This is a genomic window from Caulobacter sp. AVps16 (genome assembly GCF_058681455.1).
The window spans coordinates 1603176-1619659 of the sequence record NZ_CM178739.1; the positions used below are offsets into that span (position 1 = coordinate 1603176).

Here is a 16484-nt window from a genome sequence, read left to right on the forward strand (position 1 = left end):
ATGAACGCCGCAAGCAAGAAGATCCTGATCGCGGACGATGACTCGTCGGTGCGGCTTGTTCTCAGCCAGGCCTTCACCCGGCTGGGCTACCAGGTTCGCGCCACCGGCAATGCTACCACCTTGCTCAAATGGGTCATGGATGGGGAAGGTGACCTGGTGGTCACCGATGTCATGATGCCCGATGAGAACGTCTTCGACGTCCTGCCGCGCATCCGCAAGGAGCGCCCCAAACTGCCCATCATTGTGATGAGCGCACAGAATACCCTGCTGACAGCCGTCAACGCTGCCGACGCGGGTGCCTTCGAGTATGTCTCAAAGCCTTTTGATCTGGACGACGTCACGGCGGCGGCCAGGCGCGCCCTGTCTCGCCCGGCCGATGCGGAGGCCTCCAAGGCCCAGGCCCGGGCCATGCGCGACGAACGCTTGCCGCTGATCGGCCGTTCGGCACCTATGCAGGAAGTCTATCGGACCATCGCCCGCTTGGTTGGCGCGGACCTGACGGTTCTGATCCTGGGTGAGAGCGGCACGGGCAAGGAACTGGTCGCCCGCGCGCTGCATGAGCTGGGCCGTCGCCGCGATGGCAAGTTCGTGGTTATCAACCTGGCGGCCGTCCCGCGGGAAAGGGTGGAGACCGAGCTCTTTGGTCGAGGCGATGGTGATCTCGGACGGTTGATCGAGGCTGATGGCGGTACTTTGTTTTTGGACGAGATCGGCGACATGCCGCTCGACGCCCAGACCCGCCTCCTGCGTGTCATCGACGGCACTGAACCCGTCCTGAATCCCAAGACCGGACGCCGTCCTAATGTGCGCATCATCGCGGCCACCAATCGCGACCTGCGCGGACTGATCCAGCAGGGGTTGTTCCGCGAGGACCTGTTCTTCCGGCTGAATGTTGCACCGGTCCGGCTGCCGCCCCTGCGAGACCGAACTGAGGATATCCCTGATCTGGCCCGCACCTTCCTGCTCCGCGCCAACCGTGAGGGCCTGCCGGCCAAGACCATCGATTCCAGCGCTCTAGATCGACTCAAGGCTCATTCCTGGCCGGGAAATGTTCGCGAACTGGAGAATCTGATCCGGCGGATGTGTGCCCTCTACGCCGAGGAACTGATCACGGCGCGCATCGTCGATCGGGAATTGCAGGACCACACACCGGCGGTTCGCGCTGATGAAGGCCCGGTGACCCTGTCCATGCTGGTCGAGCGCCATCTTGCCGGGCATTTCGCAGACCAGCCGGACGGAGTTCCTGCCGCTGGCCTGTATGATCGGGTCCTGCAGGAAGTGGAGCGCCCACTGATCCAACTGACCCTGTCTGCTACCCGGGGCAACCAGGTGCGCGCGGCTGAGATCCTCGGCCTTAACCGCAATACCCTGCGCAAGAAAATCCAGGATCTGGGCGTTGAGATGTCTCGCGGCAGGCGATGAAGCTAATATAGCACATAGCTGTTGATTTTGAGGCACACTCACTCCTAAACTGGTCCCATGGCGTCAGTCATGTCCGCAGTTGGGTCAGAGCTCCCCGCGCCCCGGTTCAGCCGGTCCTGGTGGTCGGAGGTGCTCACGTCGCGCTCTGTCTTAGGCGGAGCTTACGCCCTTGCAGTGATCCTGACTGTGACAGGCGTGGCCCTGGTTTCGTCACCGCCCAAGAGCGGCCCGATAAGCCCTGCCAGCACCGCGATCCTCGTCGTACTCGGTTTCAATCTGGTCCTCATCCTGGCGATTGCCACGGTGGTGGGGCTTCGGCTGTTTGAAATGATCGACGCCCGTGCGAATGACGCCGGCGCTCGACTACACCTTCGATTTGTTGGCTTGTTTTCGTTCGCTGCGGTTGCTCCCGCCGTCATTGTCGCTCTGTTCTTTGGGGTTCTGGTCAATCGCGGTGTCGAAGGCTGGTTCAGCCAGAGGGTCCGAACCGTCGTCGAAAATTCGGCAAAGGTGGCGCGGTCCTACGTCTCTGAGCAAACCAGCTTTATCAGCGAACACATCCGTCCGATGGCGGCCAACCTGAACGACGCCGCACCGGCGATGTCGCAGTCGCCGGTGGTTTTCAGCCATTTCCTGGCCGGAGAAACCGCCAACAGCGGCTTTACAGCCGCCTATGTTCTGGACCGTGATGGACGGATCCTCGCCCGGGCCGAAATGCCGGGGGCTCCGGCCTTCCTGGCACCGCCGCCCTCTACCTTTGAGGGCGCCGATTCAGGCGTGGCCATGGCCCAACGCTTTGTGTCCTCTGACCTCTTTCGCGCACTCTATCGGCTGAAGGCCTTTCCTGACGCCTATCTCTATGTCGTCCGTCCGATCGACACAGGTATTTTGAGCCACCTGATCGAAGCCGAGGATTCGCTGATTTCTTACCGGGATGCTGAACGCAGTCGGGTGCGAATTCAGGCCATCTTTGGTTTGAGTTATGCCGAGACTGCTCTTCTGGTTTTGGTCGCGGCAGTCTGGGTCGGGATGGCCGCTGCCAACTCGATCGCCGGTCCCGTCGCCGGGCTGGTGGAAGCGGCGGGCCGCGTATCTGCGGGCGATCTGAATGCGCGGGTGGATGCTGAGATTGGCCCTGAAGAGATACGGGCCTTGTCTCATGCTTTCAACATGATGACGACAGATCTTCAGGTTCAGCAGGCGGCTCTTCGGACCGCCAGTCTGGACGCGGAGACCCGAAGGCATTTCATCGAAACAGTCTTGTCCGGGGTCAGCGCAGGCGTCGTGAGCCTGGACAGCCAGGGCCGCATCTCGGCTCTGAACCGACGGGCGGTGACCCTGCTCAGCCTGCGCGAGGATGCTGTAGGGGTTGATCTGATCGCGGCGGCACCGGAATTTGACGTCGTCGTCGAGACGATCCTGGAGGGGCGCTCGGACGCCGAGGTCGAGGTTGATCTGGTGCGGGACGGCGAGACACGGCGCCTGCGTGTTCGTGGCGCGGGACAGGTCGCCGAAGGGCTTGTTCTGACCTTCGACGACATTACGCGATTGGTCGCCGCGCAGCGTAATGCCGCCTGGAAAGACGTTGCCCGACGGATTGCCCACGAGATCAAGAACCCCCTGACTCCGATCCAGCTTTCTGCAGAGCGCATCAAGCGCAAGTACCGCAAGGAAATCTCCAGCGATCTCGATACCTTTGATCGCTGCACCGAGACCATCATCCGGCAGGTTGGAGACATTGGCCGAATGGTCGATGAGTTTTCGGCTTTCGCCCGGATGCCCGCTCCGCGTTTCGAGCCCGCGAACCTGACGGAGATGCTGCGCCAGAGCGTCTTTGCCCAGCGTTTTGTCGACCCGGAAATCGATGTGGTGCTCGACGAGCCGGGTGAAGACATCCTCATCAAGTGTGATGCACGCATGGTGGGGCAGGCCCTGACAAACATTCTCAAGAATGCCGGCGAAGCCGTAGGGGCCCGACGGCACATCACCCCGGAGCCACGGGGTCGCATAACTGCGACCCTCGTTGCGCAGGAGGACGACCTTTGCGTGTTCATTGAGGACAATGGCATCGGTCTGCCTCAGCGTGATCGGGACCGCCTGACTGAGCCCTATGTCACGACCCGGGAGAAGGGAACTGGCCTGGGTCTGGCGATCGTCAAGCGGATCATGGAAGACCACGAGGGTTCGCTGGTTCTGACCGATGCCCAAGTTGTGCCCGGTGCCCGGGTAATCCTGAAATTTCCGGCGACCGCACGCCTGTCCGCGTCGGCCCTCGGTGGCGTAGAGGAGCTGATATGAGCGCTGACGTGCTTGTCGTTGACGACGAGGCCGACATTCGCGATCTCGTGGCCGGCATACTGGAGGATGAGGGCTACGCCGTGCGGACGGCTGCCGATTCCAATCAAGCCCTGGCGGCCTTGCGTGCGCGGAAACCGGCCTTGCTCGTCCTGGATATCTGGATGCAGGGCGGGGGTATGGACGGGCTGGAATTGCTCGACATGGTCAAGGGACTGGATCCTGATCTCCCAGTCATCATGATTTCAGGCCACGGCAATATTGAAACCGCGGTCAGTGCGATCAAGCGCGGTGCCTATGAGTTTCTGGAAAAGCCTTTCAAGGCGGATCGGCTGTTGCTGGTGGTCGAAAGAGCGCTGGAAGCCGCAGGACTGAAGCGCGAAAACCGCCGGCTTCGCGCCCAAAGCTTCACATCTGACGGCTTGATGGGAAAATCGGCCGCCGCCCAGGCCCTTCGCCAGATGATTGCCAAGGTCGCGCCTGCGAACAGCCGAGTGCTGGTTTCCGGGCCCCCAGGCTCAGGAAAGGAACTCGTCGCCCGCCTCATCCATGGCGCGAGTGCCCGGACCCGTCAGGAGTTTGTGGCGGTGAGTTCGGCCGGCATGGCCCCGGAGCGTCTGGACGTCGAGCTGTTTGGTGAGGAAGGCGAGGGCGGACGGCCCCGGAAGATCGGCGTCTTTGAGCGTGCCCATGGTGGCACCCTGTATCTTGATGAAGTGGCCGATATGCCGCGGGAAACGCAGAGTCGCATTCTGCGCGTCCTGGTTGAACAACGTTTCCGTCGCGTGGGTGGCGATAGTGACGTGCAGGTCGACGTTCGCGTCATATCATCGACCTCGCGCGACCTGCGGGACGAGATCGCAGCCGGTCGCTTCAGAGAGGACCTGTTTCATCGGCTGAATGTCGTGCCCGTTCGCGTTCCGGGCCTTTCGGAGCGTCGCGAAGATATTCCCGAACTGATCAGCTTCTTCATCGACCGCATCGTTGAGGCCACCGGTTTGCCTCGGCGGCGTTTGGGCGATGACGCCCTGGCGACCCTGCAGGTGCAGACCTGGCCGGGCAATGTCCGCCAACTGCGCAACAATGTTGAGCGTATGCTGATCCTCGCTGCCGGCGAACCCGGTGACCTGATCACCGCCGAGATGCTGGCCGGATCAGAACAGCCATCAGCAGGTCACGCGGGTGCCATCGGGGCTGAGCGGATCATTGCCTTGCCGTTGCGCGAGGCACGAGAGCTGTTCGAGCGCGAGTATCTCAATGCCCAGATCCTGCGTTTTGGCGGCAACATCTCCAGAACGGCCAATTTCATCGGGATGGAGCGGTCGGCACTCCACCGCAAGCTCAAATCCCTGGGTGTGGCCGGCGCTCGGGCGGACGAGGAAGACTAGATGTCGCGCTTTGCCTATGTGAACGGCCGTTTTGTCCGCCATGGCGACGCCGTCGTACATATTGAGGACCGTGGCTATCAGCTGGCCGACGGCGTCTATGAGGTCTGGGCGATTTTCGACGGCAAGCTGGCCGATGCTGAAGGCCATTTTGCGCGCCTGTGGCGCAGTCTGGATAGCTTGCGTATCGCGCATCCGATGGGCCAGGCGGCTCTGACCTGCGTCCTGCGCGAAGCGATCCGCCGAAACATGGTACGGGATGGCTTGGTCTATCTGCAGGTGACGCGGGGCGTTGCGCGCCGCGATCATGCCTTTCCAAATCCCGCCGTCCCGCCGTCGGTGGTCGTCACCGCCAAATCAACGGATCGTGCCCTGGCTGAACGCAAGGCCGAACAAGGTGGGGCTGTGGTCAGCGTGCCTGAGAACCGATGGGGGCGCTGCGATATCAAGTCGATTGGTCTCTTGCCGAACGCCTTGGCCAAGCAGGCAGCGCGGGAACGTGGCGCGATCGAAGCCTGGTTTGTTGACGACCTTGGGCTGGTTACCGAGGGCGCATCGTCAAATGCCTGGATCATAGACGCCGAGGGTCATCTGCGGACCCGGGACACCAATGCCAATATTCTGCGTGGCGTCACTCGCTCGACCTTGTTTGAGGTGATCCGGGACGCAGGCCTGCCCATCAACGAAAAGCCCTTCACGATTGCCGAGGCGCAGTCTGCCAGGGAGGCCTTCATCACCGGAGCGGGCACCCTGGTCTTGCCCATTGTCAGCATTGACGGGACCAAGGTTGGTGACGGATCGCCTGGTCCCGTAGCGACCCGGTTGCGGCGTCTTTACATCGAGAGGGCCAGAGCGAAAGCCATCTGATCATCAGCCTTTCTACAGGCTGGAAACAGCGCGATTTCGACGCAGGACGCATTTTCCCACTGAATGGTGATCGCGTTCAGCGAAAAATGAACTAGCATGGACTTGTTTGTGTGGAGGGTGCTTTGCCCTCCGAAACAATAAGAGGGGAACCCCCAATGTCTGCCGAAAAGAAACAAAATCTGCAGGATACGTTCCTGAACAGCGTGCGCAAATCAAAGACGCCGCTCACCATTTTCCTGGTCAATGGCGTCAAGCTGCAGGGCGTTGTCAGCTGGTTCGACAATTTCTGTGTGCTTTTGCGGCGCGATGGACAGTCGCAACTGGTCTATAAGCACGCCATCTCGACCATCATGCCGGCCCAGCCTGTCCAGCTGTATGAGCCGAGCGCCGATTCCGACGATTGAATTAGAGACGCTTGTCCAAGTCTTCCAAATCCGTAGATCACGCCGCGCCGATCCTTAAGGCGTTCGTCATTCATCCGGTCCGGCCATTGCGGGGCCCGGCTGCTGCCTTGGCCCGCGACCCACAGTCGCGGCTCGAGGAGGCGGTAGGCCTCGCTGTGGCGCTTGATCTGAATGTGGTCGAAACGGCCATCGCGCCGCTGCGCGTCGTCACGCCTGCGACTCTGTTCGGCAAGGGCAAGATCGAAGAGTTTGCAGCGATCTGTGAGGTCGAAAAGATCGACGTTGCGGTCTTTGACGATCAGTTGACCCCGGTTCAGCAGCGCAATCTGGAACGCGGGTTGAACGTCAAGGTCGTCGATCGGACCGGTCTGATCCTGGAGATCTTTGCGCGGCGGGCGCGTACCCGCGAGGGCAAGCTCCAGGTCGAACTGGCGCGTCTGGACTATGAACGGTCGCGTCTTGTGCGGACCTGGACCCACCTGGAGCGCCAGCGTGGTGGTACGGGCAATACAGGCGGGCCAGGCGAAACCCAGATCGAACTGGATCGCCGCCTTATCGCCGATCACATTCTCAAACTGAAGCGTGAGCTCGAAGAGGTCCGCCGGACTCGAACGCTCCACCGCAAGGCCCGCAAGAAGGTGCCTTATCCAACCGTAGCCCTGGTCGGGTATACCAATGCCGGCAAGTCGACGCTGTTCAATCGGTTGACCGAGGCTGAAGTGCTGGCCAAGGACATGCTGTTTGCGACCCTGGACCCCACCCTTCGAACTGTGAAGCTTCCCGACGGCCGCCCCGCGATCCTGTCCGACACCGTGGGCTTCATTTCTGACCTGCCGCACGAACTCGTAGAGGCATTCCGCGCCACCCTGGAGGAGGTGCAGGAAGCCGATGTCGTCCTGCACGTCCGAGACATCGCCAATCCGGACAGCCAGGCCCAGGCCCGGGATGTCGAGTCCGTTCTCGCCGAACTGGGTGTCACCTTCGACGAAGGCAAGACCGTGGTCGAGGTCTGGAACAAGTTCGACCTCGTGGCTCAGGATGAGCGTGAGGCCATTGAAGGTGGTGCCCGCCGCGCTGAGGCTTCGCCGGTTTCGGCGGTCACAGGAGAGGGGTGCCAGGCTCTTCTCAAGCGTATTGCTGGCCTGATTGATGACTCGCCGCCCATCGCCATTCGGCTATCGGCCACTGAAGGTGAGGCACTCGCCTGGATCTATCGCAATGGACGCGTGATGACGCGTGAGGACGAGGCTGAGGGCGGCGTGATGATCGTTGCACGGCTAGACCCGCAAGCCCTGGGGCGATTTGAGCGCCAGTTCCCGGAAGCCTTTGTGATGGTTACGAACTAGAGGCTTTTTCGTCGACCTTGGCGGCATCCCACAGTGCGTCCATCTCCGCCAGATCAGACTGATCAGGGGTTCTGCCGTCGCGCGCTAGCGCCGCCTCGATAAAGGCAAAGCGCCGGCTGAACTTGGCATTGGTAGCGCGCAGGGCATCTTCGGGTTCGACATCGAGTTTACGGGCCAGATTGGCGCACACGAACAAAAGGTCCCCCAGTTCTTCCCGAGCCTTGGCCTTGTCTCCTGCTGCGATCTCGACCTCGAGTTCAGCGACCTCCTCCTGCAGCTTGGCCAAAACCTCGCGCGTTGACGGCCAGTCAAATCCCACGCGTGCGGCGCGCTTGGTCAGTTTTACCGCACGGGTCAGGGCTGGCAGGCCGATGGGAACGTCGTCCAGAACGCCGACCTTGGCCTTGGCTTTCCGCTCCTGAGCCTTCAGGGCCTCCCAACCCGCTATTTGGGCGGCCTGATCGTCATAGGCGTGGTCCCCGAACACGTGGGGGTGGCGGCGGATCATCTTATCGGAAATGGCGGCCGCGACCTGGCCGAAGTCAAACGCTCCCTGTTCTTCGGCCATGCGAGCATGGAACACGACCTGAAGAAGAAGATCACCCAGCTCTTCCTTGAGATCGCCCAGATCGCCACGCTCGATCGCGTCAGCGACTTCATAGGCCTCCTCCACGGTGTAGGGCGCTACGGTTGCAAAGGTCTGCTCCTGATCCCACGGGCAGCCGCCGAGGGGATCGCGCAGGCGGGCCATGATCTCGATCAGGACAAGAAGCGGATGAGCCGAATCATTCAGCAGGGGCGGGGTAGGCGGCATGTTTCTGCGGTTCCGGCTCTGGGTGCTCCAGACTCGCCGCATCACGCGCCGCGAGTTGGCTCTGAATCTCAGCAACGCGAGTCGCGTCGAGCGGATAGCGCAGCATGACGACGGCTACCACAAGACCCATGGCCGCCGGGATGACCGAGTAAAGGGCAATGAGTGCCGTCTCGCCTGTGGCCGTAGGCAGTTTGGGATCAAAGCCCAGCCAGGCCAACAGGGGGAAGGCCCCGATGGCCAGGGCATGTCCCAGCTTCACGGTACCACTGACCAGGGCATAGAGCAGACCGGTCCGATCAGCCCCACTGGCCAGGCGTTCTTCATCGCCGATGTCAGCCATCATGGACCTGACCAGAAGTGGCGCGGCAGAGTAGGGGAGGCCTGCCAGGATCAGGACCAGCATCCCGGCCCAAGAGTTGCCAGCCGGGGTCAAGACGGCGCACACCTGCACGACGGCGTAGACGACGGATGCCACGGCAAGGGCCTGGTGTTTCCCGATCCGCTTGGCCAGAACCGGCCAAATCGGTGCGCCGGCCAAGGCGGCCAGGAAGTAGACCAGCAGCAGGATGCCTGCCTCGGTTTTGTCAAAGCCCTTGATGCGCTCGAAGAAGAAGAAAAACAGCGCTCCGGCGATGCCCGGTGCGAGACCCATCAACAGGTCCGCAATCAGCAATTTCTGGGTCGACTTGCGCTTGAGCAGCGCAAAGTACTGATCCAGGCCCGACTTGTGTCGGGAAGGCGGGACCGGGCGTTCCCCAACGGCGCGCGTCGCGAGAAGAACCGTGAACGGGATCAGCAGGACAATGAACCAGCCCATCGAGCGGATCCCTGACGCGTGATCGCTCTTGAACGCCAGGGCCATGATCGGCGGGAGTGTCAGCACGAGGATCATGCCCACCACATTGCCGGCCTGCCACCAGCCATAGATCCGGGACCGTTGCTGGTAGTCGCTTGAAAGTACCGCAGCCCATGCTGTGTGGGAGAGGGTCATCATGGAATAGCCGGCATAGACCACGATGAGGCAAAGCCAGAGGTATGCCGGGCCAATGCCTGGCTGAGCCATGAACAGCCCAAAGGCTCCCAGCATCACCAGCGGTGAGCCAATTACCAGCCAAGGTCGGAAACGGCCCCATTGGGTTCGTGTTCGATCCATGACCCCGCCTATGAACGGGTCGAATATGATGTCGATCAGTCTGACGATCAGGAACGCAGCGCCGACCGCGCCGAGCGAAAGGCCCAGCTCACTGACGTAGAACTCGGGAAGGTAGACCACGAGTGGCAGGCCAAGCGCAGAAAGGGGCAGGCAGGGCGCGGCGAAAGCCGCCAAGGACCAGGCTGATTTACGATCAGACATTCTGCCTATATCTCTCCCAGTACTGCGGGATGGTTCCCGTCTTATTGGTGCGTCCAGCGCTGGCGCCGTTCGCGTATCCTAGTCGTTGGCTTTGAACCCGTCCTTGACGAGGCGTTCGGCAAGTCGATCAAAGGCTTCGTCCGCATCGCTCCAGGTGGATCCGTACTGGGCCCAGCGAATATCGGTTTCATACCAGCTGTAGTCGACCGGGGTTCGAGCACCGGTCGGCGCGCGGTACTCACCGCTAATGCGGGCACCACCCACGCCAAAGCTTTGGTAGGAAAGGCCGGGTTTAGCGGCCATCTCCCTAAAAGTGGGACGATTGGGCCGGGCATCTTCAATGATGAGTTCGAGTTCGCCGCCTGCAGGGTCCAGCGCTCCCGATCGGTCCAGCCGCTTCTCGACGGAGCGTTTGAGTTCCCGTGTCAGATAGTCGAACTCCCGGGCATCCAGCGTTTGGGTCTGCTTGGCCAGATCCGGACCAATTGACACGCGAACGCTGGAAACCTGGGGCGCGGCCGAGGCTGGCAGTGCGAAACCCATCGCCAGAGCCGAAAGTGCCATCGGGATTTTCATGGTCGAAACTCCGCATCAAGTCTCACGGAGGGAACCTTGCGGCCGCGCGTGGCAAAACGCCAGTGACCAATGCGCGCTCCCGAACAATTGTTCGGATTAGGCCTTGAGCTTTCCCTTCCGGCAGTCGCTCCGATCATCCGAAGGCCAAGATTGACGCTCTAGGGCTCGCCCTATAGGTCTGGCCATGCGTCAGGTTCCTCGCAAGAGGATGAATAGGGAACGGGGTTCAAAACCCCGGCTGCCCCCGCAACTGTAAGCGGCGAGCTTGCGCGTCACATGCCACTGGGATCTCGGTCCTGGGAAGGCGACGCGCCAAGCCGTGACCCGTGAGCCAGGAGACCTGCCCGGCGCAGTCGTTCATCGTCCGGCCGGGGTGCGCCGAGCGAACGGGATTTCCCGCGAAACGACATGTCAGTCGGGCCGTGTCACGGCCTCTGGCCGTTGGCGCAGTCCTGCGCTCAGGGCTTGAGGACGTGTGCCGGTCATTCAAAGGGAAAGACCATGATCAGAGCGCACCTGTGCTCCAGCGCACTCGCCATTACTCTCATCTCCGGACCCGCAATGGCCCGGGACCAGAAGGCTCCAGAAACCGATGTCGCCGGCCGGACCGGCGCGACCGCTCTCGCCGATCTCGTGGTGACGGCCACGCGATCGACACAGCCGATCGAAAAGGTTGGTTCATCCGTCACCATCCTGACCACCGAGGCCATCAAGGCGAGCCAGGCCACGACCGCCGTCGAACTCTTGGTCCAGACCCCCAGCGTCAGCTATAGCCGTAACGGAGGCGCAGGCTCTGCGACCAGCCTCTATATCCGGGGGGCGGAGAACCAGCACACCGTCGTTCTGATTGATGGCGTCAAGCTGAACGATCCTTCTTCGACCCAAGGTGGATTCAACGCGGGCAACCTTCTGGTTGGTGACATCTCGCGCATCGAAGTTCTGCGCGGCGGTCAATCGACACTGTGGGGCAGCCAGGCCATTGGTGGCGTGATCAATCTGGTGACCGCCGAACCGACTGCGGCCTTTGAAAGCTTTGTCAGCGGGGAGGGGGGCGCAAGAAACACCGCCTACCTCCGGGCGGGCACAGGCGGCATTGGTGATCACCTGACCTGGCGAGTGGCTGGCAGCTACTACACCACAGACGGCTTTTCCGCCTATGCCGGCGGCAAGGAGAAAGACGCCTATCAGAACTCAGGGCTGTCGGCTCGGATGCGGCTTGCCATCAATCCGGCGGCTTCGGTCGAGATCCGGACCGTTTATTCGCGCGGCAAGGCCGACTTTGACGGCTTCAATACGGATTCAGCCGAGTTCGGACGCACTGATGAACTCGTGGTCTATTCCGGCCTGAATTTCACTCTTCTGGACGGCCGCTGGAACAACCGGTTGGGTTATGGCCACACGGACACCGATCGGGAAAACTTCAACCCAAGCCGGGTTGCCCAGCCTTTGACCTTCGATGCTGCCGGCAAGAACCGCCGCTGGGAGTATCAGGGCGCTTTTGCGCTCAATGATGCGGTGACCGCCAACTTTGGTGCGGAGCGAGAACGCTCAACCATGAGGACGCGGTCGCCGAGCCAGTTTGCCCCCAATCCCGCCTTCAAGACCGGACGGATTGGCGTTGATAGCGTTTATGGCCAAATCCAGGCCGAGCCCGTTTCAGGCCTGACCCTCACCGGAGGCCTCCGCCATGAAGACCATGATGCCTATGGGGCCCACAGCCTTGGTCAGGCGGCTGCAGCCTGGTCCTTGAATGAAGGCAAAACGGTTGTGCGCGCCAGTTTCGGCCAGGGATTCCGTGCCCCCGGCCTCTATGAGCTGTTCAGCGAATACGGAAATCAGCAGCTTCAGGCAGAGGCGTTTGAAAGCTGGGACATCGGCACAGAGCAGCAATTCTGGGGACGCAAAGCCAGGATCTCAGCCACGGTCTTCAAGCGCGAGGCGGACAATGAGATTCGCTTCTTTTCCTGCTCTTCGTCATCGGTTGATCCCATGTGCCGGCCAGCGGGCGTTCAGCGCTTTGGCTACTACAAGAACATTCAGAAGACCCGAGCCCAGGGCCTCGAAATGATCGGGCAGGTGCAGGCGACCGACCGGCTAAGCGTTGTCGGCAATTACACGTTCACGGAATCCGAGAATGCCTCCGGGAGCAATAGCGGCAAGCAACTGACGCGTCGGCCAAAACATCTCGCCAACATCTCCGCCACCTATCGGTGGCCAGTTGGCCTCAGGACGACTGTTGCGGCGCGCCATGTTGGCAAGACCTATAATAACGAGGCCAATACGGTCGTTGTCCAAGGCTACACGCTGGTGGACCTGCGGGCTTCGTACCCGATCAATGACCGCCTGGAAGTCTATGGCCGTTTAGAAAATGCCTTCGATGAGGCCTACCAGACCATTCTGAACTATGGCACGCCCGGACGGGGGGCTTTCCTCGGGCTCCGTGCCAAGTTCTAGCGCGCTTGGCGCTGCCATATCTTGAGTTGTACCCGATGGCATGGCGGGCTTCCTCTTTGAAGCCCGCCACGTTACGGGCAGGATCTTAAGGGCAGGGCTGCCTTTCCGGCCTAGCGGTTTCGGGCGTGCGGCTCTGGTGTCTGAAAGTCTGTGCGGTAGCCGGACTGCGCCGGATCCAGGACGGAGGCGTGGTCGGACGGACGCAGGCCGCGCAGGCCATGGCCTGGCGTAAGCCTCCGACTTTCGACATGGATCCTAGTGAGCTGAAGGCCAGGGCGGTGCTGGTGCCCAGTTAGTTTTGTTCGGCCTAGTGGGCGATAACTGGCTTGCGCTGAACTACCAGGAGAACAAGGGCGGATTTTCCGGAGACGGTTGTCCAGAGCTTCCCTTCAATTGTTCGTCTAAGGTATATTATCGGAAATAATGTAACTCGATGCGTAGCGCCACATAGGCCCTGAGGTTTATGGGTTTAGGGAAAAAGCGTGGCCAACTGCGGAACGCAGTCAAGACCGATGTCGTTACGTTTCCGGGCTCTGGCTGCGATGCTCGGCGCAACTCTTTCTCGGAACGAACCCCTTGGCCGTCGAAGAACCAGCCTACAGATCGGTCCTGCGAGTTGGAGCGTTCGAAATTCGCGACTACCCAACCCTCATAGTGGCTGAGGTCAGCGTCAGTGGCGACCAGAAGGTAGCGGCCGGATCGGGCTTTCGCCTGCTTGCCGGCTACATTTTTGGTGGCAATACACGACGTCAAAGCATCGCCATGACCGCGCCAGTCACCCAGGTCCAGAGCGCCGGAAAATGGATCGTGCGTTTCACGATGCCGAGTGCCTATTCTATGGCCACACTGCCGGAACCGAACGATCCAAACGTCCACCTGAGAGCCGTGCCGCCGACTCGCTTTGCGGTGCTGAAGTTCTCCGGCCTGGCGGGCAAGGAAGACGTCGCCGCAAAAGCCGCCAGGCTCGAAGAGCTTGTCAGAACTCACCATCTAAGTGCCACCGGCCCGGTTTCGCTGGCCCAGTACGATCCGCCATGGACCCTCTGGTTTATGCGACGCAACGAACTGATGCTCGCCGTCGCACCCTGAACGGGCTGGGGCAGTCTGACATCACGCCCGAGGGGCGACAGCCATCACAGGTCATATCGCAATCTTCAACGCACCGTCCGGATCTGCGGCCAACTCCATCGCGGTCCATTGCAGATCGCCGGCATAGCGCCAGGCCATCCTGCCGGCTTCATCAAGAGCGAAAAGATGGAGCCAGCGATTGTCGAATAGTGTGCGAACCCCCTCATGCCGTTTGAGGATTTCGGACATCGCTTCGCGGGGCGCTTCGATACAGACAGACAGGCGCAGCGGTTCATGGACGTAGCGTTCGCCATCGTGGACCGATTGCCAGGGAAGCCCAGCGCGCATCACGCCGCCATTCCCCTCAACAACGCCTACTCCGCCGGTCACATTATGCAGCAGCTTGTTGCCGCCGCCGAACACCGCCGGTGCCACAGTAGACCCGTAGTACTGCAGGCTGATCCAGCTCGCGACGACCACCGGTGCGGTCAGGATCAGCTCAAGAACGCCAAAGTCCTTGTCGATCTTCCAGTCGTAGTCATGCAGGAAGGCGCGCCCTTCGAGGGTCTTGCCAGCGGTACGCCGACGGGGCGCGGCAATGAACGCCTTGCAGCCGGCCAGCGCCCATTCGGGCCGTACTTCCGCCCAATCTCGGCTTCGACGCTCAAGACTGCCCTCCCCTGTCGCTCTGGGCAGTCGCATGGCTCGCTCGCCCCTTGAGATGACGCCCGCCCCTTCCAGCCAAAGCTGGACCTGGCGGATATCGGACTGATGGGACAGCGAGGCCTGATCGTCTGCATAGAGCATGACCGCGTCCGTCGTCGTGTCATGCAGCGCGGCGAGGAACAGGGTGTCGGCCGGGATGTCGATCCCCTGAGGAACCAGGCCCGCGCGGACCTCCGAATCGTTCAGCAGGGTCGCAAGCAGCCGGGCGTTGACCTCGCCGGAGTAACCGCCGCACGCCCCACAATGAAGACCGCTGGCGTGGGGGTTGTTGACGACGTTCGCACCGTGACCGGCCAGAAGGACCAGTCTTGCGAAGTTGGTGGTCAGGGACATGGCTCGCAGCACCGTTTCGGCGGCCTTGGTCCTGGTCGTCAGGTCGAGCGCGGGATCCAGCCGGGGCGCGGGTTCATTCGGCGCGGGCGTGACATGAAGCCCCAAGGCGTCGCTGACCAGCTTGCTGGCATAGACCGGGCCCGTCGCCTCTACGAAGGCGAAGGACGAAACAGCGGCGAGCTTGAAGCGCCCCCAGGCCCGCTTCGCACGGGCCTTGAACCGCGCCGACTGGTCAGCCTCGGCGTCCGCGGGACCGCCAGAACAGGTGGTCACTCCCGGATTAAGCAGCACCGGCAGACGGAGCTCCTGCACATCCGATGCAAAGCGACGATGCGAGGCGGTCAGGCCAAAAAACCCGGCGAAACCCAGGGTTTGGATCTCGGGATTGACGGATTCCAGCGCCCGCCGAAACACCTCGGAGCGGACATCGATACAGAAGGCGGCCTGGACGACCGGGCGCTTTTCGGGCGCGTCGCTCCCGGGCGCAGCGAGGGTTTCGGCCAAAATCCGCTGCGCGGCCCGTTCCGCCGCATCCTGGAGAATGGCGTCCACGACCTGATCATGCGTCGGCATGATCGGGTCGACATGGGAGGCGACAACCGCCTTCCAGCGATTAGCGATCTTGGCCTCATATCGCTCTAGGAGCGCGGCTTCCCAGATCAGACGGATCGCCAGAAAATCGGTGAGGGTCGAGTCGGCAGTCCCGGCCAACTCGGCCTGCCAAAGCCGGTAGCGCGCATACTGTGCCCAGCCACCCAGCGTCATCAGCATCTGGTGGAAGTAGGTTTCCAGCGCCTCACTCGGAACAGCGATCTGCTGCGCGACGCCGGCAATCGCGCCCGAGGCGGTTTCCGGGGCCTGAGAAACATGGGTGGCGAAACCCGCCAGGCCGACAATCTCGGGTGTCAGATCATGGGTTGCGACGGCGCGCCAGGCCGCATAGGCACCTCGCCCGCGTGGCGCGGCCCACAGCGCCTGCCCCTCGTCAAAATAACCTGCTGCCCAAGCGCCGAAGCGCTCTGCAATCAGAGCCGGCCAGTCGATACCCGACACATCGGCGGCAAGGTCTGCGATCGTCGGCAACGCATAGACTGTCGGCCTTGAGGCCGCAGCGGCTGACTTGAGCGCGGCGAGGCTCGCAGGTCGCGTGGCCTCCTGTGTGCTGCTCAAGGCGTCGGTCAGATCGCCGTCGGTGATCACACCGCTGGCGATTCGCTCCTGGTACCAGTCGCGGGGCAGCGTCACCGATACGCCGGCCACTCGCCCCAGGCGCGCAGCGACCGAGGCCAGGTTTTCATGGGTCTGGCCGAGAAAGGGGTTGACCGCGACGCTCGATGCCAGCGGCCAGACCGGAGGGATCGCCCGGGCGGCCCGATCAGCGGCGGCGTCCAGGTCCAGGGTGGCCTGCAGAAGCGGAGTCTCTGAATTCGTCATCGTCAT

12 protein-coding genes and 1 riboswitch are annotated in these 16484 nt (G+C 61.9%); of the genes, 8 read left to right on the forward strand and 4 right to left on the reverse strand.

Annotated elements, in window-relative coordinates; all coding sequences use genetic code 11:
* From ACW17U_RS07810 to hflX, 6 genes are all read left to right on the forward strand, one after another.
* Positions 1 to 1422 carry a sigma 54-interacting transcriptional regulator gene (locus ACW17U_RS07810; protein ID WP_062146462.1) on the forward strand — a complete coding sequence of 474 codons (1422 nt, stop codon included), beginning with the start codon at positions 1 to 3 and terminating at the stop codon, positions 1420 to 1422.
* Positions 1423 to 1479: 57 nt separating this feature from the next.
* Entirely contained in the window at positions 1480 to 3720 is a 2241-nt protein-coding gene (locus ACW17U_RS07815; protein WP_492055461.1) for a sensor histidine kinase NtrY-like, read from the forward strand.
* Positions 3717 to 5105, forward strand: coding sequence for a nitrogen assimilation response regulator NtrX (gene ntrX / locus ACW17U_RS07820; protein WP_062146460.1), 1389 nt, complete (start codon positions 3717 to 3719; stop codon positions 5103 to 5105). The genes ACW17U_RS07815 and ntrX overlap by 4 nt, the downstream gene beginning before the upstream one ends.
* Positions 5106 to 5969, forward strand: a complete 864-nt coding sequence (locus tag ACW17U_RS07825; protein ID WP_062146459.1) for a D-amino-acid transaminase — start codon at positions 5106 to 5108, stop codon at positions 5967 to 5969.
* 155 nt (positions 5970 to 6124) lie between these two features.
* A complete protein-coding gene (gene hfq / locus ACW17U_RS07830) occupies positions 6125 to 6373 on the forward strand; it encodes an RNA chaperone Hfq (RefSeq protein WP_013079113.1) in 249 nt (82 codons plus the stop codon).
* Between the two features lie 11 nt (positions 6374 to 6384).
* Positions 6385 to 7719 (forward strand): GTPase HflX, encoded by a 1335-nt coding sequence (gene hflX, locus ACW17U_RS07835; RefSeq protein WP_062146458.1) that lies wholly within the window; start codon positions 6385 to 6387, stop codon positions 7717 to 7719.
* Here hflX and mazG read toward each other — a convergent pair.
* The 3 genes from mazG to ACW17U_RS07850 all read right to left on the reverse strand — a co-directional run bounded on the left by mazG (position 7709) and on the right by ACW17U_RS07850 (position 10463).
* Positions 7709 to 8533 (reverse strand): nucleoside triphosphate pyrophosphohydrolase, encoded by an 825-nt coding sequence (gene mazG / locus ACW17U_RS07840; protein ID WP_378109114.1) that lies wholly within the window; start codon positions 8531 to 8533, stop codon positions 7709 to 7711. The two genes, hflX and mazG, sit on opposite strands and share 11 nt — an antisense overlap.
* On the reverse strand, positions 8505 to 9860 hold the full coding sequence (locus tag ACW17U_RS07845) for an MFS transporter (protein WP_492055462.1): 1356 nt from the start codon (positions 9858 to 9860) through the stop codon (positions 8505 to 8507). The genes mazG and ACW17U_RS07845 overlap by 29 nt, the downstream gene beginning before the upstream one ends.
* Before the next feature lie 105 nt (positions 9861 to 9965).
* On the reverse strand, positions 9966 to 10463 hold the full coding sequence (locus ACW17U_RS07850) for a hypothetical protein (protein ID WP_492055463.1): 498 nt from the start codon (positions 10461 to 10463) through the stop codon (positions 9966 to 9968).
* Positions 10464 to 10637: 174 nt separating this feature from the next.
* Positions 10638 to 10825: riboswitch (cobalamin riboswitch) on the forward strand.
* Between the two features lie 139 nt (positions 10826 to 10964).
* Between ACW17U_RS07850 and ACW17U_RS07855 the strand changes: the two genes are divergently transcribed.
* Positions 10965 to 12917 (forward strand): TonB-dependent receptor plug domain-containing protein, encoded by a 1953-nt coding sequence (locus tag ACW17U_RS07855; protein ID WP_492055464.1) that lies wholly within the window; start codon positions 10965 to 10967, stop codon positions 12915 to 12917.
* A 576-nt stretch (positions 12918 to 13493) separates the two neighbouring features.
* On the forward strand, positions 13494 to 14006 hold the full coding sequence (locus tag ACW17U_RS07860) for an SOUL family heme-binding protein (RefSeq protein WP_492055465.1): 513 nt from the start codon (positions 13494 to 13496) through the stop codon (positions 14004 to 14006).
* A gap of 51 nt (positions 14007 to 14057) precedes the next feature.
* Here the strand turns inward: ACW17U_RS07860 and ACW17U_RS07865 are convergent, their stop codons facing one another.
* Positions 14058 to 16484 carry a YbcC family protein gene (locus ACW17U_RS07865; RefSeq protein WP_492055466.1) on the reverse strand — a complete coding sequence of 809 codons (2427 nt, stop codon included), beginning with the start codon at positions 16482 to 16484 and terminating at the stop codon, positions 14058 to 14060.